The organism is uncultured Bradyrhizobium sp. (genome assembly GCF_964252615.1).
GTDB lineage: Bacteria > Pseudomonadota > Alphaproteobacteria > Rhizobiales > Xanthobacteraceae > Bradyrhizobium.
In genome coordinates, this window is sequence record NZ_CAXUNQ010000021.1 from 36,792 (window position 1) to 58,904 (window position 22,113).

Sequence of the window (22,113 nt, forward strand, 5' to 3'; positions counted from 1 at the left end):
CATCCGCTCCGAAAGATCCGTTTCGAAGCGTAATGGATGCGCGGGGTCGGGCCCGCACATGACGGCGGAGATGGTCTGCGCCGCGACTACAAGATAAACCGGCTCAGATCCGCGTTCTTCGCCAGGTCGCCGACATGTTTCTGCACATAATCGGCGTCGATCCGGATGGTCTCGCCGTTACGATCCGGCGCGGCGAATGAAATCTCGTCGAGCACGCGCTCCATGACGGTCTGAAGCCGCCGGGCCCCGATATTCTCCACGGTGGAGTTGACGGCGACGGCCACATCCGCCAGCGCGTCGATGGCGCCGTCGGTAACATCGAGCGTCACGCCCTCGGTCTGCATCAACGCAACATATTGCTTGATCAGCGACGCCTCCGGCTCGGTCAGGATCCGTCGCATGTCGTCGCGCGTGAGGGCATTGAGTTCGACCCTGATCGGCAGCCGGCCCTGCAGTTCCGGCAGCAGGTCGGACGGTTTTGCGATATGAAACGCGCCCGACGCGATGAACAGGATGTGATCGGTCTTCACCGCGCCATGCTTGGTCGAGACCGTCGTGCCCTCGATCAACGGCAGCAGGTCGCGCTGCACGCCCTCGCGCGAGACGTCGCCGCCGCTGCGGCCGTCGCGCACGCAGATCTTGTCGATCTCGTCGAGGAATACAATGCCGCTGTTCTCGACGGCATGGATCGATTCCTGCGTGAGCTGGTCGCTGTCGAGCAGCTTGTCGGACTCCTCGTTGACAAGAAGCTCGTGCGAATCCGCAACGGTCAGCCGGCGCGTCTTGGTGCGTCCGCCCATTTTTCCGAAAATGTCGCCGATCGAGATCGCGCCCATCTGCGCGCCGGGCATGCCCGGAATTTCAAACATCGGCATGCCGCCGGAGGATTGGGTTTCGATCTCGATTTCCTTGTCGTTGAGCTCCCCGGCGCGCAGCTTCTTGCGAAACGAATCACGGGTGGCGGCGCTGGAGCTGGCGCCGACCAGGGCATCGAGGGCGCGTTCTTCGGCGGCGAGCTGGGCCCGAGCCTGCACGTCCTTGCGCTTGCGCTCGCGGGTCTGCGCGATCGCGACTTCCACCAGATCGCGGATGATCTGTTCCACGTCGCGGCCGACATAACCGACTTCGGTGAATTTCGTAGCCTCGACCTTGATGAAAGGCGCGCCCGCAAGTTTCGCAAGCCGCCGCGCGATCTCGGTCTTGCCGACGCCGGTCGGTCCGATCATCAGGATGTTTTTCGGCAGCACCTCCTCGCGCAAGGAGCCGGCGAGCTGCAGCCTGCGCCAGCGGTTGCGCAGCGCGATGGAGACCGCGCGCTTGGCGTCGGCCTGGCCGACGATGAAACGGTCGAGTTCGGAAACGATTTCGCGGGGAGAGAAGTCAGTCATGGACCTTAACTATGTTGGATTGTCAACGAGGCAAGCGGCTTAAATGATCGGCGGACCCGCTTGCCAATGCCGGATGGCGTCGAACGGATGGATCAGCATGATGATATTCAGGGTCAAATTGTCGCGGATGTGCAGCCCGACCAGAACTTCGAACAAGACCGCGAGCGCGACAGTCAACGCAACCGGCAACGTCCTTGCGAGCAGAAAGCCTGCGATCATGGACAGCGTGTCGGAAACGGAATTGACGATGCTGTCGCCGTAGTAATCCAGCGACATCGTGCCGGCGCGATAACGCTCGATGATCCAGTTCGAATTTTCGACGATCTCCCAGCCGCCTTCGATCAGCATCGCGACAATCAGGCGGCCGATCCACGGCAGCCGCGGCAGCATGAGCCGGGTCAATCCGTAGAACAGGAAGCCATGGATGACATGCGAGAATGTGTACCAGTCGGCGATGTGCTGGGAATTCTCGGAGCTGAGCACCACGCCATGCCAAAGCTTGACATAACCGCAGGCGCAGATTGGCAGGCGGCCCATGGCGTATAGAATGCAGGCCTGCAGCGCGATCAGGCCGGCCGCGACCGGCAATCCCTGCCGGACCGAAGGGCTGGTGGGCGCGGTCCGGACGGTGTCATTGGCGGTCATGGTTGGCGGACCATCAGAAGTGCGGGGCCGTCCGGCGTATCGACGATGCGGTCTCTGGTGAATCCGGCTCTTTCATAGGCCCGTATCGCGCGCGTATTGGCCGGATCAGGATCGATCACCACCCGCGGGGTGCCCTTCGCCAGCAGCCGCTCGGTAAAAGCGCGCACCAATGCGGAACCGTGGCCGCGTCCCAGCATATCCGCCTCGCCGATGAACTGGTCGAGACCGCGCGTGCCTGAAGGCTGTTCACCAAAACCGGTATTCCAGTCGCTCAAATTATAGCACTGCAAATAGGCGAATGGCCGGCCATTCCAGGCCACGACGTATTGCGCCATGTCGGGATGATCGAGGTCGCCGCTGACAAGCTCGAATTGTTCGGCCGGATCGTGCCACCATTGCGAAACATGCGGCGTCTCCAGCCAGCGGCGAATCAGCGGCAGATCGGCTGCCGCCATGGGATGGAATTGATAAAGGTCGGACGCCATGCGTCACGCGCCCAGCGTCTCGATGGTCACATTGCGATTGGTGTAGACACAGATATCGGCCGCAATATCGAGCGCGCGGCGCACGATGGCTTCGGCGTCCTTGTCGGAATCGACCAGCGCCCGGGCCGCGGCCAGCGCATAATTGCCGCCGGAGCCGATGGCCATCACGCCGGCTTCCGGCTCCAGCACGTCGCCGGTGCCGGTCAGCACCAGCGACACATCCTTGTCGGCGACAATCATCATCGCCTCCAGCCGGCGCAGATAGCGGTCGGTGCGCCAGTCCTTGGCAAGCTCGACCGCGGCGCGGGTCAATTGCCCGGGATATTGCTCGAGTTTGCTTTCCAGCCGTTCGAACAGCGTAAATGCGTCGGCCGTGGCCCCCGCGAATCCGCCGATGACATCGCCCTTGCCGAGTTTGCGGACCTTTTTGGCGTTGGATTTGACGACTGTCTGACCGATCGAGACCTGTCCGTCGCCGCCGATCACCACCTTGCTGCCCTTGCGGACCGTCAAAATGGTGGTGCCGTGCCAGACCGGCGACTGCGATGGTGATGCTTGCATGGACACCTCAGGTTGGTTCCAGATTTAGGGATTGCCGCGCGGGGTTGCAATTGCCGCCGATCAGGCCGGATTCCAGTCACCATAGGCCGAAGTCGGGCTCCGAATGCCTCTTCCCGCAGTAGCGAAGGCGGTATCGGCCTGTTAAAAGGGCGCGTTTTCGGCGACGCGGAGAGCCCCTTCATGCGCATAGCGACGATCAAGCGCAAAACCAAGGAAACCGACATCGAGGTGACCGTGAACCTCGACGGCACCGGCGTGTCCAAGGTCGCCACCGGCATCGGCTTTTTCGACCATATGCTCGATCTGCTCGCCCGCCACTCGCGCATCGACATCACCGTGAAGGCGGATGGCGACCTGCACGTCGATCACCACCACACCACCGAGGACGTCGGCATCGCACTGGGCCAGGCGGTGAAGCAGGCACTGGGCACCATGGCCGGGATCACCCGCTATGCCGGCGTCCACATGCCGATGGACGAGACGCTGTCGAGGGTCGTGATCGATATTTCGGGGCGGCCGGTCCTGGTGTTCAAGGTCGAGTTTCCGCGCGACAAGGTGGGCCAGTTCGACACCGAACTGGTACGCGAATGGTTCAACGCCTTCACCATCAATGCGGGCGTGACTTTGCACGTCGAGACCTTATATGGCGAGAACAGCCACCATATCGCCGAATCCTGCTTCAAGGGTCTGGCGCGGGCGTTGCGCGCGGCCGTCGCGATCGATCCGCGCGCGGCCGGTGAAGTGCCATCCACAAAGGGGCAGCTTGGCGGCTGATGACGGTCGTCGTTGCGAGGAGCGCTTGCGACGAAGCCATCCAGTCGGCGCCCGGTTCTCTGGATTGCTTCGGGACCGGTTGGCTCGCATTGACGGTAAGATACGGAGAAGTACCATGCCGGTTTATACAGTTCATGCTCCCGTGGCCGACGGCACGGAGCCGCGCAGCGTGACCGACCGCTTCGCGTTCATTCGCGATGGCTTCCATTTCTGGGCATTCGTTTTTGGGCCGCTGTGGCTGGCGTGGCACCGGCTGTGGCTGGCGCTGATCGGCTACATCGCGGTTTGGGTGGGCTTGGCGGTTGCGCTCGCGCAGCTTCATGTCGGCGGCGGCACGCGCTTTGCCGCGATGCTGCTGTTCGCGCTGTTGATGGGGTTCGAGGCCGCCAGCCTGTGGCGGTGGACGGTATCGCGGCACAAATGGCGCCAGCTCGATGTCGTCGTTGCCGACGACGAGGAAACCGCGGAACGGCGTTTCTTCGATCGCTGGGCACCCGACCGCCAGGGTTTGAGCGACGATCAATCGGGCATCGATCGCGGCGCGCCGCCGCCGACGAGGGATATCCCGGGCCAGACGTTTTCCCGGCCGCCGCCGCATCGCGATATCATCGGCCTGTTTCCGCAGCCGGGAGGGTCGCATTGAGCGTAGCCATCATCGATTACGGTTCCGGCAATCTGCACTCCGCCGCGAAGGCCTTCGAGCGGGCGGCGCGGAGCATGGAAAATCCGCAACCGATCGTCGTCACGCGTGACCCGGAAGTGGTGTTTCGCGCCGATCGCGTGGTGCTGCCTGGTGTCGGCGCGTTCGCCGATTGCCGCAAGGGCCTGGATGCGCTGGACGGCATGGTCGAGGCGATGACCGAAGCCGTGCGCGACAAGGCGCGGCCGTTCTTCGGCATCTGCGTCGGCATGCAGTTGATGGCGACCCGCGGCAAGGAGCACGTCATCACCGACGGGCTCAACTGGATCGCCGGCGACGTGGAAAAAATTGCGCCGCGCGAGGAGAACCTGAAAATTCCCCATATGGGCTGGAATACGCTCGACATCATCCGCGAGCATCCGGTGCTGGAGCGCCTGCCGCTGGGGCCGAAGGGCCGCCACGCCTATTTCGTGCATTCCTACCACCTGAACGCGAGCAACGAAGCTGACGTGCTGGCACGCGCCGACTATGGCGGGCCGGTGACGGCCATCGTGGGAAAAGACACTGCGATCGGCACCCAGTTTCACCCGGAGAAGAGCCAGCGGTTCGGGCTGGCCTTGATTTCGAATTTCCTGAAGTGGAAGCCGTGATGCGGGCTCGCTCGTCGGCCCGGCGAAGGCGGGAATCCATCACCACCGTCGATTGTGTTGCGCCGGGGCTTTGGCGCCATCTTCCAATTGGGAATCCTCGGCGTATGGGTCCCCGCCTGCGCGGGGACGGCGCTGCGCGGGTTGGACCGTCATTCGGATCGCCTGTCTTTGATGCAGGCAGAGCCGGAGCAGGCTTGCTCGTATGATCCTGTTTCCCGCCATCGACCTGAAGAACGGTCAATGCGTCCGCCTGGAGCAGGGCGACATGGCGCGTGCCACGGTATTCAATCTCGATCCCGCCGCGCAGGCGCGCGCTTTCGCGGCCCAGGGATTCGAGTATCTGCACGTGGTCGATCTCGACGGCGCCTTCGCCGGCAGGCCGATGAACGCGCAGGCGGTGGAGGATATGCTCGCGGCCGTCGCCATGCCGGTCCAGCTCGGCGGCGGCATCCGCGATCTGAAAACGATCGAGGCCTGGCTCGCCAAGGGCATCGCGCGCGTGATTATCGGTACCGCGGCGGTGCGCGATCCTGCGCTGGTGAAAGATGCGGCAAGGGCATTTCCGGGCCGGGTCGCCGTCGGTCTCGACGCGCGCGCGGGCAAGGTCGCGGTCGAGGGCTGGGCGGAAACCTCGCAGGTTACGGCTCCGGAGATCGCGCAGCGCTTCGAGGATGCCGGCGTCGCCGCGATCATCTTCACCGACATTGCCCGCGACGGGCTGCTGAAAGGCCTCAACCTTGAGGCCACCATCGAGCTTGCCGAAACCATCTCGATTCCGGTGATTGCGTCGGGAGGCTTTGCCTCGATCGAGGATGTGAAGGCGCTGCTGGCGCCGCGCGCGCAAAAATTGGCTGGCGCCATCGCCGGCCGCGCGCTTTATGACGGACGGCTCGATCCGGCGGCCGCGTTGGCGCTGATTCGCAATGCGCGCGCTGCGGCCTAGGGGGTCCTGATGTTCAAGGTTCGCGTCATTCCATGCCTCGACGTGAAGGACGGCCGTGTCGTCAAGGGCGTCCAATTCGCCGATCTGCGCGATGCCGGCGATCCGGTGGAAGCGGCGATCGCCTACGATGCCGCAGGCGCCGATGAACTTTGTTTTCTCGACATCACCGCATCCCACGAAAATCGCGGCACCATGCTGGACGTCGTGCGGCGCACCGCGGAAGTGTGTTTCATGCCGCTGACGGTGGGCGGCGGGGTCCGCACCGTCGACGATATCCGCACGCTGCTGCGATCCGGCGCCGACAAGGTTTCGATCAATAGTGCCGCGGTCAGCCGCCGCGAATTCGTCAAGCAAGGCGCCGAGAAATTCGGCGGACAGTGCATCGTGGTCGCAATCGACGCCAAGCGCGTCAAGCGCGGCGGGGGAGGCGAGCGCTGGGAAATCTTCACCCATGGCGGCCGCAATTCGACCGGGATCGACGCCATTGAATATGCCCAGGAAGTCGTTTCGCTCGGCGCCGGCGAGATCCTGCTCACCTCCATGGATCGGGACGGCACCCGCCAGGGTTTCGACATTCCGCTGACCCAGGCAGTTGCGGACAGCATCGCAGTACCGGTGATTGCGTCCGGCGGGGTAGGCAATCTCGACCACATGGTCGCGGGTATTCGCGACGGTCATGCCACCGCCGTGCTCGCATCCTCGATCTTCCACTTCGGCGAATTTACCATTCGGCAAGCCAAGGACCATATGGTCCGCGCCGGCCTGCCGATGCGGCTCGATCCCTGACGACTCCTTGTGACGGAAGTGCTAAACTCCGGGTGCGTCCGTCAATGGCCGCGCCTGTCGAGTTAAAGCGATATGTCGCGTTTCACCGTCCATGACCTTGCCGCCACCATCGACGCCCGCGCGGCCTCGGGAGGCGATGCGTCCTACACCCGCAGGCTGCTGGACAAGGGGCCGGAGCATTGCGCCAAGAAGCTCGGCGAGGAAGCGGTGGAAACCGTCATCGCCGCGGTCGAGAACGATCGCGATCATCTGATCGCCGAAAGCGCCGATCTTCTGTTTCATCTGCTGGTGCTGTTGAAGTCCCGCGGCGTGACGCTTGCGGATGTCGAAGCCGCCCTGGCGCAACGTACGGCGATATCGGGACTGGACGAAAAGGCGGCGCGCAAGCGCGATTGAACCAGAGCGTAAAGGCGTCATCATGGATATGCGGGCGGCGGAGCAGCAGTACAATCCCTACCGGGTGTTCTCGCGCGACCACTGGGCCAAGCTGCGCGACGATACGCCGATGACGCTGGACGCCGGCGAGATCGCGGCGCTGCGATCAATGTACGACCGGCTCGACCTCAAGGAAGTCGAAGACATCTACCTGCCGCTGTCCCGCCTGCTGTCGATCTATGTCGCGGCCACGCACCGGCTTTATTTCGCGCAGCGGCGCTTTCTCGGCATCGAGGACCGCAAGATGCCCTACATCATCGGCGTGGCGGGGTCGGTGGCGGTGGGCAAATCGACCACCGCGCGCGTGCTGCAGGCATTGCTGGCGCGCTGGTCGCCGCGGCCCAAGGTCGATCTGGTGACCACCGACGGCTTTCTGTTCCCCAACGCGGCGCTCGAGCGGCAGGGCCTGATGCAGAAAAAGGGCTTTCCCGAAAGCTACGATCTGCCGACGCTGCTGGCGTTCTTGAGCGACATCAAGGCCGGCCGCCGTCCGGTGCGGGCGCCGGTCTATTCCCATTTGACCTATGACATCATCCCCAACGAATGGATCGAGGTCGACCGGCCGGACATCCTGATCGTCGAGGGGATCAACGTTCTGCAGACCGGCCGGCTGCCACGCGACGGCAAGGCCGTCCCCGTGGTCTCGGATTTTTTTGATTTTTCCGTCTATATCGACGCCGAAGAGCCGGTGCTGCGCAAGTGGTACGTCAAACGCTTCCTGGCGCTGCGCGACACCGCCTTTCTGGATCCGCGGTCTTATTTTCACCGCTACGCGCTGTTGTCGGATGAGGAGGCTACCGCGACCGCGCTGGCGATCTGGGAGCGCACCAACCGCGCCAATCTCGAGGACAACATCCTGCCGACCCGGCCGCGCGCCACGCTGATCCTGAAGAAGGGCGCCGATCACGTGGTGGAAACGGTGGCGCTGCGGCGGCTGTAACGGCGCAATGCCTGACAGCCAGCGCGGCGCCGGCGGATTTTCTCGGCGGTCGAGGCGGCGAGGGCGTCAAGCGGCGATATGCCGTGACGCCACCAGGCCGGCGAGCGCATCCGCCAATTTCTCGCGATCCAGCGGCTTGACCAGGAAGCCGTCCATGCCGGCCTCGAAGCAGGCATAACGATCCTCCACCAGCGTGTTGGCGGTGAGCGCAAGAATCGGCGTTCGCCGTGCGCGCCGTCCCGCCTCGCGGCGGCGGATTTGCTTGGTGGTTTCGATACCGTCAAGTTTCGGCATCTGGATATCCATCAGCACCAGATCGTAAGGCGCGCCCGCGGATTCGGCTGACAACCACGATTCCAGCGCTTCTTCGCCGTTGGTCGTGATGACGCAGCGATGACCGAGCCGGCTCAGCAGCGAGCGCATGAGCAGGGCGTTGATCTCGTTGTCTTCCGCCACCAGGATGGAGAGGCGCTGCGCCGGCGGCGATGGCGGAGTTCCGATCTCGCCGAGCGGCTCCTGATCGAACGGCGCGCCGAGATCCGGGGCGAGTATTTCCGGCGGCTGCGTTAGACGCGTTGCCAGCGACGTCGCACGCAACGGCTTGACCAGGTAACCGGTGAAGGCGTTCGACGCCGAAAGCTGCAGCTCATGCCGGGTGGCCGCCGTGAACATGACGATCCGCTGCGTTGCATGGCGGCGCGCCGTCTCGCCCAGCATTTCGACCGCGGCCGCGCCCAAGGCGCGGTCGACCAGGATGGCATGCCACGCCCGCTCCGGCAGCAAGGCCCGCGCCACGGCGGCGTCGGACACGATGCAGATCTGGCCGCCCCAGCGCTCCAGCCTGCGGGCAACCAGCGATGCCTCGATGGCTTGAGGCGCGACCAGCATGATCGATTGACCGGTAAGATTCGGGGCCGGGAAACTGTTGCGCCCGCCGGCATGGCCGGCGGCCGCGAGCGGAACGGAAACCTCGAAGGTCGAACCGACGTCCGGCTTGCTCTCCAGCGTGATCCGACCGCCCATTCGCCTGACGATGCGTTCGCTGATGCTGAGGCCCAGGCCGGTGCCGCCGTAATTGCGTGCGGTGCGCTCATCCGCCTGTTCGAATTCGCGGAAGATCCTGGGCTGCGCCTCCGGCGCGATTCCGATGCCGGTGTCCCGTACCAGGAAGCTGATTTCGCCCGGGCTTGTTCCGGGCTCGACAATCAGCGCGACGCCTCCGCTCAAGGTGAACTTGATGGCGTTGCCTGCGAGATTGAGCAGCACCTGCCGCAGCCTTGCGGCGTCGCCGACCACCTCCAACGGCAATCGCTCGTCGACATAGGCGGCGATTTCGATCGCTTTCGCCTCGGCCCGGGGCGCCAGCAGCTCGGTGATATCCTCGATCAGGGCGGCGAGCGCAAACGGCCGGTGTTCGAGATCGATCTTGCCGGCTTCGATCTTGGAATAATCCAGCAATTCGTCAATCAGCGACAACAGCGCGTCCCCCGAGGTTTTGACGGCCCTGACGTAAGTCGTCTGTTCAGGCGTCAACGGCGTGTCGAGCAAGAGCCCGCTCATGCCGATGATGCCGTTGAGGGGGGTTCGAATTTCATGGGATGCCATCGCAAGGAATCGCGACTTAGCGCGGTTGGCGGCGTCGGCCTGGTCGCGGGCCTCTCCGAGGGCGCGTTCGGTCTCGGTGCGGCCGGTGACGTCGCGCCCGACCGACTGCAACTCGGGGGGCTGGTGCGCATCGGACCGGATCAGGCCCTCGCGCCACGCGATCCATCGCGGTCCCGTCACGGTTGCGATTCTCTGATCGTGAATTCGCGTGCCGTTCGGCTCGAGCGCGGCGGCGCCTTGCTCGATCACCTCAAGCGTGAAACCGCTTCCGATCAAAAGCGCGCGCGGTTGCCGCGCCAGCGCGCAATAGGCGTCGTTGACGAAGGTGATACGGCCGTCGGCATCGCGCAGAACAATCAGGTCGCCCTGGGCTTCGAACAGGCTGCGCGCGCGCTCCTCGGCTTCCTTCAGCTCCCAGTTGCGATCGGCCAGCGCTTCGTTGTGCAAAGCGAGCTTGCGAAGCCGCTTGCGGATCCAGCGCAGCCGCACGCTCAGCGTCGCCAGCGCCACGCATGCCACGGCGAACAGAAAACTGGCGCCGATTGCAAAGGCATGAGGATCGTAACCGGAGCCCTCCGACCGGCTTCCGGCGATGAACCCGTAGGCGCCGCCAAAGGCGGCGGAGAAGATCATGAACGAGCGTATCGCAAGGCTTGCCCAGGGATGACGGCGCGCGAAACGGCGTAGCCGCGCTCTGATCCGGAAAACCCGCCCCATCACCGACCACCCCGAAAATGTCTTGCCGCCGCGGCAGTTTTGCGCGGACGGCATTCAGACCGTCCGAAACCTTTGGCGCATGCCGGCGCGAAGGATGCGGCGGCGACGTTGCCAAGTGCTTGAGGCGGCGCGGCATCGCGCCGTCCGCTGCGAACAGGGTTGACGGAACGTTAATGGCGGTCAGAGCGCCGCGGCCATTCGGGCCCGCCCGCCATTGGCGCCGACGACGAGGGCGGCGGCCTCCCGCAGCGAAAACGTTTTCGACCTTACAAAAATCCGATAATCGGCCCCGCCATCGGTCGACAGATAGATGACCGGTGCGGATGCGGAGGGATAGGCCGAGATCGCGACAAATCGGGGAGCGCCGCCGCAAGTGTGCGCCTCTGCGCTGCCGGCGTCGTCAACCATCACGAAGTCGGCGGTTTCGGCGCTGTCGACGATCTGCACCCGCACCGTTGCCGTAGTCGGAACTTCGGTGAATGCGACCTGCAGATCGGCATGCCAGGGCGCCTCCGCAATCTGCAGCGCGGACCCGCCGGCCTCGATGCAGGGCCGTGGGCCGGGCAGCAATTCACCGTGCGCGAACAGCCCGGCAAGGATGAGCGGAACGGCGGAAGCCAGGATTCCGAAACGCAACATGATACACACTCGCTCAACTTGACCCATAGACGCAGGGCTTATGGTTGGCAGAGCGTAAAGAAAACTAGTTACCGCCGCGTTGACGCGCGCAGGTCAGGTGCAAAAAATGGCTGTTTCACGCCGCGCGCCTGACATCGTCGGCCAGCGCGCGATAGGACAGCGCTTCGGCCAGATGCAGCCGGCCGATTCTGTCCGTGCCATCGAGATCGGCCAGGGTGCGGGCGACGCGCAGGACGCGGTGATAGCCGCGGGCGGACAGCCGCATGGTTTCGGCGGCATCGCGCAGCAGCTTGAGGCCGCTCGCGTCCGGCTGCGCCACGGTTTCCAGCACCGCCGCCGGCGCTTCCGCATTGGTGCGCACATTGGGCAGGCCGGCAGCGGTGTAGCGCGCCCGTTGAATGCCGCGCGCCGCGGCCACGCGCGCGGCGACCTCTGCCGATCCTTCCGCGGGGGGCGGCAGGATCAGGTCGGCGGCGGTCACCGCCGGCACCTCGATGCGCAGGTCGATGCGATCCATCAGTGGCCCTGAAATACGCGCCTGATAGTCGGCGGTGCAGCGGTCGATGCGGCCGCGCTTGCAGGGATAGCCGGGCTCATAGGCGTGGCCGCAGCGGCACGGGTTCATCGCCGCGACCAGCATGAAGCGCGCCGGATAGGTGACGCGATGGTTGACGCGGGATACCGCCACCTCGCCGTTCTCCATCGGCTGGCGCAGCGAATCCAGCACCCGCGGATCGAATTCCGGCAATTCGTCGAGGAACAGCACGCCCTGATGCGCCAGCGAGATTTCCCCGGGTCTTGCGCGCATGCCGCCGCCGGTGAGCGCCGCCATGCTGGCCGAATGATGCGGGCTGCGGAACGGCCGCCTTGCGGTAAGCGCGCCACCCTCGATCTCGCCCGCGACGGAGGCGATCATCGACACTTCGAGCAGCTCGGCCGGCGACAGCGGCGGCAGGATCGAGGGCAGCCGTGCCGCCAGCATCGATTTGCCGGCGCCGGGCGAGCCGATCATCAGCAGATGGTGGCCGCCTGCCGCCGCGATCTCAAGCGCGCGCTTGGCGCTTTCCTGGCCCTTGATGTCGCGCAGGTCGAGCCCGGCTTCCTCGCGCTCGCGAACCTTCGGCTGCGGCCGCGACAGCACCTGGGTGCCCTTGAAATGATTGGCGATCTGGATCAGCGAATGGGCGGCCACGATCTCGATGTCGGGGCTGGCCCACGCCGCCTCGGCGCCGCAGGCGGAAGGGCAGATCAGGCCTTCGTCGCGCGAATTGGCGCCGATCGCTGCCGGCAGCACGCCGGCCACCGCCGCGATCGATCCATCCAGCCCAAGTTCGCCAAGCACGGTAAAACCCGCCAGCGCGTCGGCCGGAATGGCGCCGATCGCCGCCATCAGGCCGAGCGCGATCGGCAGGTCGTAGTGGCTGCCTTCCTTCGGCAGGTCGGCGGGCGCGAGGTTGACCGTGATCCGTCGCGCCGGCAGCGCCAATCCGGAGGCGATCAGCGCCGAACGCACCCGCTCGCGCGCCTCCGACACCGCCTTGTCCGGCAGCCCGACAATGGCGAATGCCGGCAGGCCGGGTGCGACCTGCACCTGTACGTCGACGGCGCGGGCCTCGATGCCTTCGAATGCGACGGTGGAAACCCGCTGAACCATGAATGCCCCTCAGTCACAACGGAGGGTAGCGTAAAGCGTCCAGGCGAACAAGAACATTCAGGGAACAACCGCAGGCTGAACCCGCATGTTACCGCGCATAGCCTGAGTTGTGCTTACGGCCGCAAAGAATCGAACTGGCACATTCATCAAAGGGGAGCCGTTCTAGGCATTCGCTCAGCATGACGACGAAAAGAGCGGGACGGGCTTTGTTAGCGGGTCGCGTGGACAATTCGGCCATGTGAACTAAAATGAGGGTCGTTGCTCAACCGAGGTCATTGTCATGGGCCAGGCAAGCGTCATCTGGAAGTTCATCGGATCAGAAAAAAATCGCAAGATCCTGTCTTGGGCTGGCGGCGGCATAGCCGTCATCATCGGGGGCCTGTTTGCCTGGTACACCTCGACACACAGTCCCGCCAAAGACCTGTCACGTGAAAGCATCAACGTCGGGGCAGGTGGAGTCGGCATCAACGGCTCAGTCACAAATTCGCCGGTAACGACTAATGTGACATCCCCGAAGTGAGGTCCCGCGGTTACATCTGCGCCATGGCCGCGGCGCTGGCGCTCGAACTGGCGCTCGAACTGGCGCTCTTGGGCCGGGTAAGCGCCCAGGACATCCGCGCCGGCGAAAACGCCGTTGTCATTCAGGGAAATGTCACAAACAGTCCGATATCGACCGGGCTGACGCCGGCGCAACTGGCCGAACTGAAGCAAATAGCCGGTATCGCAAGCGACAAACGGACCGCGGAACAAGAGCAGCTCATTGGACTGCTGCGGGAAAAGCTCTCGCTCAATGAAGCGCAAATTACGGCGGCTTTGAACCTGATCGGTGAAAAGAATGTCCCTTCGGAAGGAATTGGCGAGAAGCTGGTCGAGTTCGCGCGCAAGCACCTCCAACTCCAGAAGCAATTGGAAGAAGTATCCGACAGATATCCAAAGCTTCGGGCCTTGCGTGAAAGCGCGACCGCCCTCATCGATGCGGGAAAATTCGCCGAGGCGCGCGCTAAGATCCAGTCGGAGATCGAGAAAGGCATGGATGCTCGACGCGAAGCGGCCGAATTGACCGCCCTCCAAGCCCTGACCGCCAGTCTGCAATTCCAGACCGTAGAAGCCGCAGCGCTGTATCAGGCAGCGTCACTGCTGGCGGAGGGGGACCCCGAACTCAGCATCAACTATACCCTTTCCCAGGTACGCGAGCTGGTAAATGGCGGTGATGAGCACACGCGCCGAGACTATTTCAGAGACGCGCAGCGCGCTTTGGAAAAAGCCAGCTCGAGTTCGGCAATCGACCGCTATCCCGTACTCAAACGGGCCGTCAACCATCAGTTGGCAATCGTTCTGACCGCGAGCTGGAACCTCAATCGCTCCCCGGAAAATTTCGCCAAGGCAAAGGCCGCGTTCGAGAGAAGCATCGCCGAGGAAAAGGTCGGCAGCCAGGACTGGATTGGAGCAAAATCAGGATTGGCGACCCTGCTTCTGTTACAGAACCCGGATGATGCCATAGCGATCTATCGGGAACTCCTGGATCAGGGCGCCGCCCTGGATGGTGAAAACAAGCGCATTGTACTGGCCAATCTCGCAAGCGCCCTGGCGAGTTCGGGCAGCGAGCAAGGCAATCTCGATATGCTCAGGGAGGCCAAACAACGCGCTGAACAGGTCATCGAAATCAGTCCGGACGAAAATGACCGGCACAAGAGCCTGTATAGATACAATCTGGGCAACATCACCTATCAACTCGGGATATTATCGGCCGATCCGGGTCATCTCGCGGCTGCGGGAAGATATTATGAAGAGGCCCTCAAACTGATTTCCAGGGAGGCTGAACCTCTGTCCTGGGCGCTCACGCATCAAAACTGGGGCATGACGTTTCTGGCGCTCGGGCGCATGACGAGAAATGGCGATCACTTCGGGGAAGCAGTTCGACACTTTGATGAGGCGTTGAAGGTATGGCGGAGGGATGAACCGGTTCATGGGTGGTATGATGCGCGATTCAAACAGGCACAGGCCCTGACGGAGTGGTCCGCACTCCTTCCGGACGCGGCACGCCTGTCCCGGTCATCGGCGAATTTGCAAGAACTCAAGACGGCATTGCCTGACGATGATGAGCGAGATGACAGGCTGGTGGGTATCAATACCCTGATGGGCGACGTCTCGGCGCAAACCTGGAAGCTGACCAAAGATCCTCGCTATCGCACGGCGGCGATCACCAGCTACAAGGAAGCGCGTAAACACATCCTGGTTCCGCTCTTCGACGAGGACGCACTCAAGACAGCCGAAAAGCGGGAAAAAGAGTTGTCGGCGAAAATTAAGGCGCTTGGCGCTGCCGCTTCACGCAAAACGAAGACCAGGTAGCAACGGCCCACAAGCGGCGGGCGCATAGCTGTTGCAGATGCAGGTTATTTGCGGCATCGGACGGATGCCGACGACCATTCGGAACCGGCCTGCATGCCGAACCTTATCCCCGCTTCTTCTCGATCGCATCCCACACCTTCGCCGCCACGTCCGGCCCGCCCAGCCCGGCGATGGCGCGGATTCCGGTCGGCGAGGTGACGTTGATTTCGGTGAGGTTGCCGTCGATCACGTCGATGCCGACCAACAGCAGCCCGCGCTCGCGCAACGCGGGACCGAGCCGCGCGCAGATTTCCCGCTCGCGGTCCGTCAGCTCCGTGGCATTCGCCGCACCCCCGCGCACCATGTTGGAGCGCAGATCATCGTCGGCGGGCACGCGGTTGACGGCGCCGGCGAACTCGCCATCGACCAGGATGATGCGCTTGTCGCCCTGTCTGACTTCCGCGAGGAAGCGCTGGATCACCCATGGCTCGCGGAACGTGACCGAGAACAGGTCGTAGAGCGATCCGAAATTCATGTCCTGCGGCAGGATGCGAAATACCGCAGCACCGCCATGACCGTGCAGCGGCTTCATCACCACCGCGCCATGCTGGCCGCGGAATGCATTGATCTCGTCGCGATCGCGCGAGATCAGCGTCGGCGGCATCAGGTCCGGAAAATCCATCACGAATATTTTTTCCGGCGCGTTGCGGACGCTGGCCGGGCTGTTGACCACCAGGGTCTTGGGATGGATGCGTTCCAGCAGATGCGTCGAGGTGATGTAGGCGAGATCGAACGGCGGATCCTGCCGCAGCAGGATGACGTCGAACGCTGCAAGCTGCTCGCGCCGCGATTCGCCCAGCGTAAAATGATCGCCGTGCTGGTCCCTGACGCTGAGAAGCTGAACCGGTGCGACCAGGTCCTTTCCCCGCAGCGAAAGTTTGTCCGGCGTGTAGTAGGAAATCCTGTGGCCGCGCTTTTGCGCCTCCAGCAGCAACGCAAAAGTCGAATCGCCGCGGATGTTGATGCGCGCGATGGGGTCCATCTGGACGGCGACGTTCAATGTCATAGGCGGGGGTCCGGGTTGGATCGATCGGTCAGGGGCTGGCGTCGAACGCCGCCAACAGATGGCGCGGCAGACGACGCGGCGCAATCAGCATGACGTCGAAGCGCAGCTCGAAATTCGCATGTTCGGGGTGCGTCATCAGCCAGGCCTGGGCCGCGTCGATGATGCGCCGCTGCTGCCGCGGCGTCACCGCATAGGCCGCGTCATCGAGGCGGGCGCGGGCCTTGACCTCGACAAATGCCAGCAAATCGCGGCGCCGCGCCACGATGTCGATTTCTCCATACGGACTGCGAAACCGCTTGGCCAGGATGCGATAGCCCTTGGCCACCAGAACGGCCGCGGCGCGGGTTTCGGCCGACAGGCCGGTGCGAAAGGCGGCGACACGTTCCGGCGCCGCGATTGCCGTCGCCGTCCCGGGAGGCGAGCTGTCGTCAGTCCTGATGTCAGTCTTGGCCATCGCCGTTCCCTGCGTGGCTTTGCCTGGCCAGTTCGAGGGCGCGGGCATAAATCTCGCGGCGCGGCCGGCCCGACGCTTCGACCGCATGAGCGACCGCGTCCTTGACGCTGTCGCGTTGCAGCGCCGAGCGCAGCAGGTCGTCGAGATCGTGCTGCGCCATGACGGATGCCCGCGCCGGGGCGCCGATCACCAGCACGAATTCGCCGCGCGTCTCCAGCGCGTCGGCCGTTCGCGCCAATTCCGATAGGGAAGCGCGCCGCACCTCTTCATGCAGCTTGGTCAATTCGCGGCAGATCGCGGCATCGCGTTCGCCCATGGCATCTGCAAGATCGCGCAACGTATTCTGCACGCGGTTACCGGATTCGAACATTACCAGCGTCGCATCGATCCGCGCCAGTTCGGCAATGCGGGCGCGGCGCGCGGTTTCCTTCGGCGGCAGAAATCCCTCGAAGAAAAACCGGTCGGTCGGCAGGGCCGCCACCGCCAGCGCCGCCAGCACCGAGGAAGGGCCCGGCAGCGCGATCACGGCATGACCCGCGGCGCAGACCTCGCGCACGAGTTTGAAGCCGGGGTCGGAAATCAGCGGGGTGCCGGCGTCGGAAACCAGCGCGATCGATGCGCCCTGCGCCAGCCGCTCCAGGATTTTCGGGCGCGCCAATGCGGCATTATGTTCATGATAGGGCTTGAGCAGTGCGGCAATGCCGTAACGCTCGGTGAGCCGGCGGGTGATGCGCGTGTCTTCGCAGGCGACGATATCGACGCCGGCCAGCGTCTCCAGCGCGCGCAGGGTAATGTCGCCGAGATTTCCGATCGGCGTCGATACCAGATGAAGGCCCGGAACCGCTTTCGGGGCGGTCAGGAGGTGTCCGGCCACGCTGAAGGCGCGGCTTGCCGGCTCGTTCGGATGCTCCGGCGTGTTTGTGGAAGCAGGTTTTGGGCGCATAATGCAGTCTAGAGCGGACCGGGGTAATCCGCCACAATCGTCCTGCTCCCGCACGACCAGCGGGCGGTCTGCCGGCTTCATTGCGTCAGGGGCTTTCGATGAACATAAACCTTTTGTTTTGGTTAACCATTCGCCGACAATATGACTGAATCTGCCTTCCAGATGGTTTGCAGGTTGGTTTCGGATCGATCTGGGGGTCGATCCATGGAAAGACACGATGGCAAGCCCGCGCAATCCCAATTCTGAGCGTCCGGGAACCACCCGGCGGACGGCGGTCGGGCTGATTCTTGGCGCGCCTTTGCTGGGGGCGTGTTCGGGGGTCCAGCAGACTCTCAGCTCGTTTTCAAATCCGGTCGGCGGCTCCCAGCCCGCTCCGGCCGGTCCGCCGCAGGAGCCGCTCGCGGTGGGCAGCGGCCAGGTCAAGGTCGGACTGCTTCTGCCGCTGTCGGCGGCCGGCAATGCCGGCGTGGCGGCGCAGTCCATGAAGAACGCCGCCGAAATGGCGCTGGCGGAATTTCAAAACCCCAATGTCCAGTTGCTGATCAAGGATGACGCCGGCACCCCCCAAGGCGCGCAACAGGGCACCCAGCAGGCGCTCGACGAGGGCGCGGAGATCATTCTCGGGCCGCTGTTTGCGGTGTCGGTTCCGGCGGCGGCACAACTGACGCGCACGCGCGGCGTATCGATGATCGCCTTCTCGACCGATTCGAGCGTGGCCGGCCGCGGCGTCTATCTCTTGAGCTTCCTCCCGGAATCCGACGTCAACCGCATCATCGAATATTCCGCGAGCACCGGAAAGCGGTCCTACGCGGCATTGCTGCCTGAAAATGCCTACGGCAATGTCGTGGAGGTTGCGTTCAAGCAGGCGGTGGGCCGCAGGAACGGGCGCATCGCCGCGTTCGAAAAATACGGCGCCGATCGGGCCGGCGCGGCGCGGACCCTGGCGCAGGCGCTCGGACAGGCCGATGCGCTGTTTCTCGCCGATGACGGCGACGCGGTGGTGGGAATCGCGGATGCATTGACCGCGGCCGGCGCGAATTTGAAGAACATCCAGCTTCTCGGCACCGGGCTTTGGGACAATCCGCGCGTGTTCGCGAGCCCTGCGCTGCAGGGCGGTCTGTACGCCGCGCCGGATCCGGCCGGCTTCCGCAGTTTCGCGGGCCGCTATCGAACCAAATTCGGCGGCGAGCCGGTGCGTACCGCGACGCTGGCCTACGATGCGGTGGCCTTGGTTGCCGCGCTGGCGCGAACGCAGGGCGGCCAGCGTTTTTCGCCGGAAGTGCTGACCAATCCATCGGGCTTTGCCGGCATCGACGGCCTGTTCCGGTTTCGGACCGACGGCACCAATGAACGCGGGCTGGCCGTCATGCGCGTCGGATCGGGCGGCGGCCAGCCAGTCGCCGGCTCGCCGAAAAGTTTCGGCGCTTAAGAAAAGCCCGCAGGGCAGATCAGCCAAAAGCGTAATCCGCCATTCCGCAGGCGGCGCGGCGCAATACGCTGCGCTATTGCGCCCGCAAGGCTGGATCGCTTCGCGCGCAATCACCCATGCTACGCGGCGAGATCAGCTACAACGGCATCGAGCACCGGAAATCCGGCTTGCGTCACGCGCAGCCGTCCGTCGGCGTCGACGGTGATGGCGCCTTCGTCGCGCAGGATCGCAATGCGGGCGGGGTCGAGCGGCCGCCCCGACAGCGCCTGGTAGCGGTGCGGATCGATGCCCTCGGCAAGCCGCAAGCCCATCAGCAAGAATTCATCGGCGCGTTCTTCGCTGTTCAAGACATCGTCGGTAACGGCGCCGCTGCCCGTCGCCTCGACGCGCATCAGCCAGCTCTCGGGACGCTTTTCGGTCGCGGTGGCGTGCCTTAATCCGTCGATATCGAGGCGGCCATGCGCGCCGGGGCCGACACCGGCATATTCCTGGCCGCGCCAGTAGACGAGGTTGTGCCTGCACTCGGCGCCAATGCGCGCATGATTGGAAATCTCGTAGGACGGCAGGCCCTGCTGCGAACACACCTCCTGCGTCACGTCATACAGCGCGCGCGCGATCGCTTCATCCGGCGTCTTCAGCTTGCCCGCCGCGTGCAGGCCGAAGAAGGGCGTGCCTTCTTCGATGGTGAGCTGGTAGAGCGACAGATGTTCCGCGGCTTCCGAGATCGCCAGCTTCAATTCATCCGCCCACATCTGCGGGGTCTGGCCGGGGCGGGCGTAGATGAGGTCGAACGAGTATCGCTGAAAGGCCGCGCGCGCGATTGCGACCGCGTCCAGCGCTTCGCGCGCGGTATGCAGGCGTCCCAGCGCTTTCAACGATGCATCGTCGAGCGCCTGGACGCCGAGCGACACCCGGTTCACGCCGGCGGCGCGATAGCCTTGAAAGCGGGTAGCTTCGACGCTGGTCGGATTGGCTTCCAGGGTGACTTCGACGTCAGGCCCGACGCGCCAGTGCCTTGCAATCGAATCCAGGATGGCGCCGACCGTGCGCGGCTGCATCAGCGAGGGGGTGCCGCCGCCGAGAAAGATCGACGACACCTCGCGGCCGTGCGTCCGCGCCGCCGTGGTTTCGATCTCGCGCGCAAAGGCGCGTGCAAACCGCGCCTCGTCTATGGCTGCATGGCGCACATGGCTGTTGAAATCGCAGTACGGGCATTTCGACAGGCAGAACGGCCAGTGCACATAAACGCCAAAAGCAGTATTTGCCGAAGAGACGGTCATGGCCGGGCGTGTCCCGGCCATCCACGTCTTGCCGTGAAGACGGCAAGGAAAGACGTGGATGCCCGGCGCGACCCCGGGCATGACGCGGTTTGATCTGGCGCGTCAGCCAGCAAGGCAGATCTCCGCCAGTTTCACGAAGGCGCGGGCGCGATGCGACAGCCCGAGGCCAATCGGCGGCAGGCCGTGCTTCTCGGTGCTGGTCATTTCGCCGAAGGTGCGGCTATGGCCGTCCGGCAGGAACGCCGGGTCGTAGCCAAATCCGGCGCCGCCGCGCGGCGGCCACACCAGCGCGCCGTCCACGCGCCCCTCGACCTCCTCGAGATGATCGTCGGGCCAGGCGACGCATAATGCGGAGATGAAATGCGCGCGGCGTTGCGGCGGCGTGGTGGCGCCGCGTTCCTGCAGCAGGCGCTCGATCCGCGTCATCGCCGCCGTGAAATCCTTGCTTTCGCCGGCCCAGCGCGCCGAATAGATGCCCGGCGCGCCGTCCAGCGCGTCCACCACCAGCCCGGAATCGTCGGCAAATGCCGGCAGCTCCGCGGCGCGCGCCGCCGCAACCGCCTTGATCCGCGCGTTGGCACGAAAGCTGTCGCCGGTTTCCTCCGGCCCGCGGAGGCCGAGTTCGCCGGCGGAGACGGCCTCGACGCCGTGCGGCGCCAGCAGTTCGCGCATCTCGGCCAGCTTGCCGGGATTATGGGTCGCGATCACGAGCTTGCCGGTGATTCGACGATGCTGAGTCATGCGCATTTATAATCCGTCATGGTCGGGCTCGTCCCTACCGGATTCCCACCTCTCGTCATACGCGGGCCCGACCCGCGTATCCATCCATCTTCGGAAAGAGTCGTTCGAAGCGGATGGATTGCCAGGTCGAGCCCGGCAATGACGGCGAGATGTGTGCATCCCGGGCATGACGACCGGTTACGAATCACGCCACCGCCATTTTTTGCAAATCCACCAGCCGGGCAACGCCCTTCTTCGCCAGCGCCATCAGCGCCAGAAATTCGTCCTGCGAGAACGGGGTTTTTTCCGCCGTGCCCTGAACCTCGATGATGCGTCCATCGCCGGTCATCACGAAATTGGCGTCGGTGTCGGCCTCGGAATCCTCGGCATAGTCGAGGTCGAGGACCGGCGTGCCGTTATAGATCCCGCACGAGATCGCAGCGACGTTGTCGCGCAGCACATCGCTGGTGCCGGGCTTGAACATGTTGCGGTTCTTCATCCAGCCGATGCAGTCGGCAAGGGCTACCCAGGCGCCGGTGATCGAGGCCGTCCGCGTGCCGCCGTCGGCCTGGATCACGTCGCAATCCACCGTGATCTGGCGCTCGCCCAGGGCCTCGAGGTCGAGGGTCGCGCGCAACGAGCGGCCGATCAGGCGCTGGATTTCGACGGTACGGCCGTTCTGTTTGCCGGCGGAGGCTTCGCGGCGGGTGCGCTCCACCGTGGCCCGGGGCAGCATGCCGTATTCCGCCGTGACCCAGCCGCGGCCCTGGCCCTTGAGCCATGGCGGCAGCCGTTCCTCCAAGGTCGCCGTCACCAGCACATGGGTATCGCCGAATTTAACCATGCAGGAACCCTCGGCATATTTGACCACGCCGCGTTCCAGCGACACGGCGCGCAGTTCGTCGGGCGCACGGCGGCTTGGCCGCATGGGAAATCCTCCGGTAATTTAAGGAAAAAGGTGGTGCCGCGGTGCTTTTAGGGACGGGAAGCGGCAACGGCAAGGGCCGGCCGAAGCTGTCGGCGCAATGCCG

General features: G+C 64.3%; 23 protein-coding genes. 10 read left to right on the forward strand and 13 right to left on the reverse strand.

Annotation, left to right across the window (positions count from 1 at the left end):
• Nucleotides 1–86: 86 nt before the first annotated feature.
• The 4 genes from hslU to hslV are packed head-to-tail and all read right to left on the reverse strand — an operon-like array spanning nucleotide 87 to nucleotide 3,079.
• On the reverse strand, nucleotides 87–1,388 hold the full coding sequence (gene hslU / locus ACFE72_RS13075) for an ATP-dependent protease ATPase subunit HslU (RefSeq protein WP_375413520.1): 1,302 nt from the start codon (nucleotides 1,386–1,388) through the stop codon (nucleotides 87–89).
• Between the two features lie 39 nt (nucleotides 1,389–1,427).
• A complete protein-coding gene (locus ACFE72_RS13080) occupies nucleotides 1,428–2,033 on the reverse strand; it encodes a DUF2585 domain-containing protein (RefSeq protein ID WP_375413521.1) in 606 nt (201 codons plus the stop codon).
• Nucleotides 2,030–2,518 (reverse strand): GNAT family N-acetyltransferase, encoded by a 489-nt coding sequence (locus ACFE72_RS13085; RefSeq protein WP_375413522.1) that lies wholly within the window; start codon nucleotides 2,516–2,518, stop codon nucleotides 2,030–2,032. Before ACFE72_RS13085 ends, ACFE72_RS13080 begins: the two co-directional genes overlap by 4 nt.
• A gap of 3 nt (nucleotides 2,519–2,521) precedes the next feature.
• Nucleotides 2,522–3,079 carry an ATP-dependent protease subunit HslV gene (gene hslV, locus ACFE72_RS13090; RefSeq protein WP_375413523.1) on the reverse strand — a complete coding sequence of 186 codons (558 nt, stop codon included), beginning with the start codon at nucleotides 3,077–3,079 and terminating at the stop codon, nucleotides 2,522–2,524.
• 180 nt (nucleotides 3,080–3,259) lie between these two features.
• Here hslV and hisB point away from each other — a divergent pair, with 180 nt between their 5' ends.
• The 7 genes from hisB (at nucleotide 3,260) to coaA (ending at nucleotide 8,247) form a co-directional block, all read left to right on the forward strand.
• Complete coding sequence (gene hisB, locus ACFE72_RS13095) at nucleotides 3,260–3,853, forward strand: imidazoleglycerol-phosphate dehydratase HisB (RefSeq protein WP_375413524.1); 594 nt, start codon at nucleotides 3,260–3,262, stop codon at nucleotides 3,851–3,853.
• A 115-nt stretch (nucleotides 3,854–3,968) separates the two neighbouring features.
• The gene (locus ACFE72_RS13100) at nucleotides 3,969–4,496 is read left to right on the forward strand and encodes a DUF2628 domain-containing protein (protein ID WP_375413525.1); all 528 of its coding nucleotides are present in this window, start codon (nucleotides 3,969–3,971) and stop codon (nucleotides 4,494–4,496) included.
• Entirely contained in the window at nucleotides 4,493–5,143 is a 651-nt protein-coding gene (gene hisH / locus ACFE72_RS13105; RefSeq protein WP_375413526.1) for an imidazole glycerol phosphate synthase subunit HisH, read from the forward strand. The genes ACFE72_RS13100 and hisH overlap by 4 nt, the downstream gene beginning before the upstream one ends.
• Before the next feature lie 202 nt (nucleotides 5,144–5,345).
• Nucleotides 5,346–6,086 carry a 1-(5-phosphoribosyl)-5-[(5-phosphoribosylamino)methylideneamino]imidazole-4-carboxamide isomerase gene (gene hisA, locus ACFE72_RS13110; RefSeq protein ID WP_375413527.1) on the forward strand — a complete coding sequence of 247 codons (741 nt, stop codon included), beginning with the start codon at nucleotides 5,346–5,348 and terminating at the stop codon, nucleotides 6,084–6,086.
• A gap of 9 nt (nucleotides 6,087–6,095) precedes the next feature.
• Entirely contained in the window at nucleotides 6,096–6,872 is a 777-nt protein-coding gene (gene hisF / locus ACFE72_RS13115; RefSeq protein ID WP_375413528.1) for an imidazole glycerol phosphate synthase subunit HisF, read from the forward strand.
• Between the two features lie 72 nt (nucleotides 6,873–6,944).
• Entirely contained in the window at nucleotides 6,945–7,268 is a 324-nt protein-coding gene (locus ACFE72_RS13120) for a phosphoribosyl-ATP diphosphatase (protein ID WP_375413529.1), read from the forward strand.
• Between the two features lie 22 nt (nucleotides 7,269–7,290).
• The gene (gene coaA, locus ACFE72_RS13125; RefSeq protein WP_375413530.1) at nucleotides 7,291–8,247 is read left to right on the forward strand and encodes a type I pantothenate kinase; all 957 of its coding nucleotides are present in this window, start codon (nucleotides 7,291–7,293) and stop codon (nucleotides 8,245–8,247) included.
• 66 nt (nucleotides 8,248–8,313) lie between these two features.
• Here the strand turns inward: coaA and ACFE72_RS13130 are convergent, their stop codons facing one another.
• The 3 genes from ACFE72_RS13130 to ACFE72_RS13140 form a co-directional block, all read right to left on the reverse strand.
• Nucleotides 8,314–10,569, reverse strand: a complete 2,256-nt coding sequence (locus ACFE72_RS13130) for a response regulator (protein ID WP_375413557.1) — start codon at nucleotides 10,567–10,569, stop codon at nucleotides 8,314–8,316.
• Nucleotides 10,570–10,749: 180 nt separating this feature from the next.
• Nucleotides 10,750–11,208: a hypothetical protein gene (locus ACFE72_RS13135; protein WP_375413531.1), complete on the reverse strand. Its 459-nt coding sequence runs from the start codon at nucleotides 11,206–11,208 to the stop codon at nucleotides 10,750–10,752.
• A 115-nt stretch (nucleotides 11,209–11,323) separates the two neighbouring features.
• Nucleotides 11,324–12,862 (reverse strand): YifB family Mg chelatase-like AAA ATPase, encoded by a 1,539-nt coding sequence (locus ACFE72_RS13140; RefSeq protein ID WP_375413532.1) that lies wholly within the window; start codon nucleotides 12,860–12,862, stop codon nucleotides 11,324–11,326.
• A gap of 280 nt (nucleotides 12,863–13,142) precedes the next feature.
• Here ACFE72_RS13140 and ACFE72_RS13145 point away from each other — a divergent pair, with 280 nt between their 5' ends.
• Nucleotides 13,143–13,382: a hypothetical protein gene (locus ACFE72_RS13145; protein WP_375413533.1), complete on the forward strand. Its 240-nt coding sequence runs from the start codon at nucleotides 13,143–13,145 to the stop codon at nucleotides 13,380–13,382.
• A gap of 23 nt (nucleotides 13,383–13,405) precedes the next feature.
• Complete coding sequence (locus tag ACFE72_RS13150; protein WP_375413534.1) at nucleotides 13,406–15,211, forward strand: hypothetical protein; 1,806 nt, start codon at nucleotides 13,406–13,408, stop codon at nucleotides 15,209–15,211.
• Nucleotides 15,212–15,314: 103 nt separating this feature from the next.
• Here ACFE72_RS13150 and gshB read toward each other — a convergent pair whose 3' ends face one another.
• The 3 genes from gshB to rsmI are packed head-to-tail and all read right to left on the reverse strand — an operon-like array spanning nucleotide 15,315 to nucleotide 17,653.
• A complete protein-coding gene (gene gshB, locus ACFE72_RS13155; protein ID WP_375413535.1) occupies nucleotides 15,315–16,256 on the reverse strand; it encodes a glutathione synthase in 942 nt (313 codons plus the stop codon).
• Nucleotides 16,257–16,284: 28 nt separating this feature from the next.
• A complete protein-coding gene (locus ACFE72_RS13160) occupies nucleotides 16,285–16,710 on the reverse strand; it encodes a YraN family protein (RefSeq protein WP_375413536.1) in 426 nt (141 codons plus the stop codon).
• Complete coding sequence (gene rsmI, locus ACFE72_RS13165; RefSeq protein ID WP_375413537.1) at nucleotides 16,697–17,653, reverse strand: 16S rRNA (cytidine(1402)-2'-O)-methyltransferase; 957 nt, start codon at nucleotides 17,651–17,653, stop codon at nucleotides 16,697–16,699. Before rsmI ends, ACFE72_RS13160 begins: the two co-directional genes overlap by 14 nt.
• Before the next feature lie 217 nt (nucleotides 17,654–17,870).
• On the opposite strand from rsmI, the gene ACFE72_RS13170 reads away from it, so the two are divergent.
• Nucleotides 17,871–19,082 carry a penicillin-binding protein activator gene (locus tag ACFE72_RS13170; RefSeq protein ID WP_375413538.1) on the forward strand — a complete coding sequence of 404 codons (1,212 nt, stop codon included), beginning with the start codon at nucleotides 17,871–17,873 and terminating at the stop codon, nucleotides 19,080–19,082.
• Nucleotides 19,083–19,201: 119 nt separating this feature from the next.
• Here ACFE72_RS13170 and hemW read toward each other — a convergent pair whose 3' ends face one another.
• The 3 genes from hemW to rph all read right to left on the reverse strand — a co-directional run bounded on the left by hemW (nucleotide 19,202) and on the right by rph (nucleotide 22,010).
• Nucleotides 19,202–20,362 carry a radical SAM family heme chaperone HemW gene (gene hemW / locus ACFE72_RS13175; RefSeq protein WP_375413539.1) on the reverse strand — a complete coding sequence of 387 codons (1,161 nt, stop codon included), beginning with the start codon at nucleotides 20,360–20,362 and terminating at the stop codon, nucleotides 19,202–19,204.
• Nucleotides 20,363–20,464: 102 nt separating this feature from the next.
• The gene (rdgB, locus tag ACFE72_RS13180) at nucleotides 20,465–21,103 is read right to left on the reverse strand and encodes an RdgB/HAM1 family non-canonical purine NTP pyrophosphatase (protein WP_375413540.1); all 639 of its coding nucleotides are present in this window, start codon (nucleotides 21,101–21,103) and stop codon (nucleotides 20,465–20,467) included.
• Nucleotides 21,104–21,287: 184 nt separating this feature from the next.
• Nucleotides 21,288–22,010 (reverse strand): ribonuclease PH, encoded by a 723-nt coding sequence (gene rph, locus ACFE72_RS13185; protein WP_375413541.1) that lies wholly within the window; start codon nucleotides 22,008–22,010, stop codon nucleotides 21,288–21,290.
• Between the last annotated feature and the right edge of the window lie 103 nt (nucleotides 22,011–22,113).

Excerpts from the sequence above, each read along its gene's own strand:
- hslU (WP_375413520.1), bottom strand. The coding sequence starts at position 1,388 with ATGACTGACTTCTCTCCCCGCGAAATCGTTTCCGAACTCGACCGTTTC.
- ACFE72_RS13080 (WP_375413521.1), bottom strand. The coding sequence starts at position 2,033 with ATGACCGCCAATGACACCGTCCGGACCGCGCCCACCAGCCCTTCGGTC.
- ACFE72_RS13085 (WP_375413522.1), bottom strand. The coding sequence starts at position 2,518 with ATGGCGTCCGACCTTTATCAATTCCATCCCATGGCGGCAGCCGATCTG.
- hslV (WP_375413523.1), bottom strand. The coding sequence starts at position 3,079 with ATGCAAGCATCACCATCGCAGTCGCCGGTCTGGCACGGCACCACCATT.
- hisB (WP_375413524.1), top strand. The coding sequence starts at position 3,260 with ATGCGCATAGCGACGATCAAGCGCAAAACCAAGGAAACCGACATCGAG.
- ACFE72_RS13100 (WP_375413525.1), top strand. The coding sequence starts at position 3,969 with ATGCCGGTTTATACAGTTCATGCTCCCGTGGCCGACGGCACGGAGCCG.
- hisA (WP_375413527.1), top strand. The coding sequence starts at position 5,346 with ATGATCCTGTTTCCCGCCATCGACCTGAAGAACGGTCAATGCGTCCGC.
- hisF (WP_375413528.1), top strand. The coding sequence starts at position 6,096 with ATGTTCAAGGTTCGCGTCATTCCATGCCTCGACGTGAAGGACGGCCGT.
- ACFE72_RS13120 (WP_375413529.1), top strand. The coding sequence starts at position 6,945 with ATGTCGCGTTTCACCGTCCATGACCTTGCCGCCACCATCGACGCCCGC.
- coaA (WP_375413530.1), top strand. The coding sequence starts at position 7,291 with ATGGATATGCGGGCGGCGGAGCAGCAGTACAATCCCTACCGGGTGTTC.
- ACFE72_RS13130 (WP_375413557.1), bottom strand. The coding sequence starts at position 10,569 with ATGGGGCGGGTTTTCCGGATCAGAGCGCGGCTACGCCGTTTCGCGCGC.
- ACFE72_RS13135 (WP_375413531.1), bottom strand. The coding sequence starts at position 11,208 with ATGTTGCGTTTCGGAATCCTGGCTTCCGCCGTTCCGCTCATCCTTGCC.
- ACFE72_RS13140 (WP_375413532.1), bottom strand. The coding sequence starts at position 12,862 with ATGGTTCAGCGGGTTTCCACCGTCGCATTCGAAGGCATCGAGGCCCGC.
- ACFE72_RS13145 (WP_375413533.1), top strand. The coding sequence starts at position 13,143 with ATGGGCCAGGCAAGCGTCATCTGGAAGTTCATCGGATCAGAAAAAAAT.
- ACFE72_RS13150 (WP_375413534.1), top strand. The coding sequence starts at position 13,406 with ATGGCCGCGGCGCTGGCGCTCGAACTGGCGCTCGAACTGGCGCTCTTG.
- gshB (WP_375413535.1), bottom strand. The coding sequence starts at position 16,256 with ATGACATTGAACGTCGCCGTCCAGATGGACCCCATCGCGCGCATCAAC.
- ACFE72_RS13160 (WP_375413536.1), bottom strand. The coding sequence starts at position 16,710 with ATGGCCAAGACTGACATCAGGACTGACGACAGCTCGCCTCCCGGGACG.
- rsmI (WP_375413537.1), bottom strand. The coding sequence starts at position 17,653 with ATGCGCCCAAAACCTGCTTCCACAAACACGCCGGAGCATCCGAACGAG.
- ACFE72_RS13170 (WP_375413538.1), top strand. The coding sequence starts at position 17,871 with ATGGCAAGCCCGCGCAATCCCAATTCTGAGCGTCCGGGAACCACCCGG.
- hemW (WP_375413539.1), bottom strand. The coding sequence starts at position 20,362 with ATGACCGTCTCTTCGGCAAATACTGCTTTTGGCGTTTATGTGCACTGG.
- rdgB (WP_375413540.1), bottom strand. The coding sequence starts at position 21,103 with ATGACTCAGCATCGTCGAATCACCGGCAAGCTCGTGATCGCGACCCAT.
- rph (WP_375413541.1), bottom strand. The coding sequence starts at position 22,010 with ATGCGGCCAAGCCGCCGTGCGCCCGACGAACTGCGCGCCGTGTCGCTG.